At 38.7% G+C, this 1916-nt stretch carries 2 protein-coding genes and 2 pseudogenes; 2 read left to right on the forward strand and 2 right to left on the reverse strand.

Going from position 1 to position 1916, the window contains the following annotated elements; all coding sequences use genetic code 11:
* Positions 1 to 318 precede the first annotated feature (318 nt).
* Positions 319 to 771, reverse strand: a pseudogene (locus tag ABZ924_RS38585) (transposase); the annotation flags it as partial.
* Between ABZ924_RS38585 and ABZ924_RS38590 the strand changes: the two are divergent.
* Entirely contained in the window at positions 767 to 1057 is a 291-nt protein-coding gene (locus tag ABZ924_RS38590) for a DUF523 domain-containing protein (protein WP_361920412.1), read from the forward strand. The pseudogene ABZ924_RS38585 and the gene ABZ924_RS38590 overlap by 5 nt on opposite strands.
* 146 nt (positions 1058 to 1203) lie before the next feature.
* Positions 1204 to 1527 (forward strand): annotated as a pseudogene (locus ABZ924_RS38595) (amino acid racemase); the annotation flags it as partial.
* 38 nt (positions 1528 to 1565) lie between these two features.
* On the opposite strand, the gene ABZ924_RS38600 reads toward ABZ924_RS38595, so the two are convergent.
* Positions 1566 to 1916: creatininase family protein (locus tag ABZ924_RS38600; RefSeq protein ID WP_361920414.1), on the reverse strand; the 351-nt coding region annotated here is incomplete at its 5' end.

The following is a 1916-nucleotide window of genomic DNA, read 5'->3' on the forward strand; positions in this document are numbered from 1 at the left end:
AGATGCCCTGCAATGTCCCCTACATTTTTTACTGAATAGCCCTGAGTTTTCCCTTTTTTTAAAAACCAATCCAATGCCTGTTTAACTTCACTACAGAGCAACTGGTATTTTTAAGACATAATGTTAGTTTAACTTTTTCCTCCTCACCCCAAAATGCTATTAAGAAGAAATTCAATTAACTGATTAAAAAAATGATGTTCATTAGTTAGAGGATTTTAATGGTAAATTGAGAGCAGTACAAAGTGATCGCAAACGTCATTCGGAGAGCGTCAAGAATTATGTGTAAATAAGTAAAACCTTTTCTTGTATGTAGTTTCATTAAGCCTGTTTGAACACCTCAGCCAGCTCTGCACGAGCTTGATCGAATCCGATATGGCAGCGGGTGGAGAAGTTCTGATTATAAATTTCGAACTGGGAAACCAGGAAGCGATCCAAAGAATCTTCGTTCGGAAATTGCTCTTTGTGCTTGCTGTATTTCTTCACTTTCTTGTTAAACGACTCGATGAGATTCGTTGAATAGATGCTTCGCCAAATGGATTTCGGGAAGTCGTAGAAGGTAAAGATAGAGGGATTCGCTTCCAACGATTTCATCACTTTGAGATAGACGATTTGCCACTTGTCGACAAAGGCTTTCAACGCTTTTTCGCCCAGTTCTCGGCTCTCTGACCGGTAGACCGATTTGAAATTATCAAGAATCTCCTTTCGATCGGTGACGCGGACTTTGTGGGCAATACCGCGCGACAGATGCACGAAGCACGCCTGATATTTGGCGTCCTTAGATGGGAAAGCCAAAGTAGTCGAAAAATCAGGTAATGACGTAACGGAACTATATATAACAGGGGCTTATGCTACGTTAAGTAAATCTAAAGAGGTTAAGGCAACAGTTGTTGTTCTGAAGGAGTATAGTCCATCCTGTGGAAGTTCAATGATTTATAATGGTAAGTTTATAGGGGAGAAAGTTGCTGGGAATGGGATTACAACTGCTTTGTTAAGAAGAAATGGTTTGCAAGTACTATCCGAAGAACAGTTTGCTGATAACTTTGATGGAATAATATAATCTATCTTGAATTAACGAGGACTTGTTTGTTTTATAAGTGACTTCACCTCTATCGTAATAGGATCAATAATTTTATAGTAAAAGTGTTGCTCGTGTCTTCAGGAGTTATTAAGTTCATATAAGAAAACAAAAGGTGGGAATCAAACATGAAAATAATCGGTCTTATCGGTGGGATGAGTTGGGAGTCTTCAGCTGAATATTACAGAATCATCAACGAAGAAGTTAAAAAAAGATTGGGAGGATTACACTCAGCTAAATGTCTATTGTATAGTGTCGACTTTGAAGAAATTGAACGTTTGCAGACCAAGGGCGAATGGGAAAACGCTGGTGAAAAATTGGGGGATGCAGCTAGCTCGCTAGAAAAAGCCGGAGCTGAATTTATTCTTATATGTACGAATACGATGCATAAAGTTGTAGACGCCATACAATCAAAGATCAATATACCCATATTGCACATCGCTGACGCTACTCTGGTAATCATATAACCACACCTTTATTCCATGTAATTTCAAGAACCATACTTCATTGATGACTTTAATAATTCAAAAAGAAAACTAATCCTATCGTCTAACAGAACTACAACCAATTCAGGACAAAGCCACATTGCTGTACACACAGACAACAAACCTGCATGCATCTCATCTAACCCTTGCAATCCAGCGTGCTGCAAAGCATCTTCCCATGCCAAATGGCGATGGGTAGTAATTAAAATCAAATCAGGGTATTTGAAGTTTATCTGTTTAACAAATGCCGATTCCCAGTATGCGCCTCCGTGCCCGTTACACAGAACAAATTTAGTAAATCCTTGTTTTGTCAAATTCACAATGATTTCTTCTAGCATTGCAGTCAATACAGTTGG

Source organism: Streptomyces sp. NPDC046876 (assembly GCF_040645035.1).
In the GTDB taxonomy this organism is placed as follows: Bacteria; Actinomycetota; Actinomycetes; order Streptomycetales; family Streptomycetaceae; genus Streptomyces.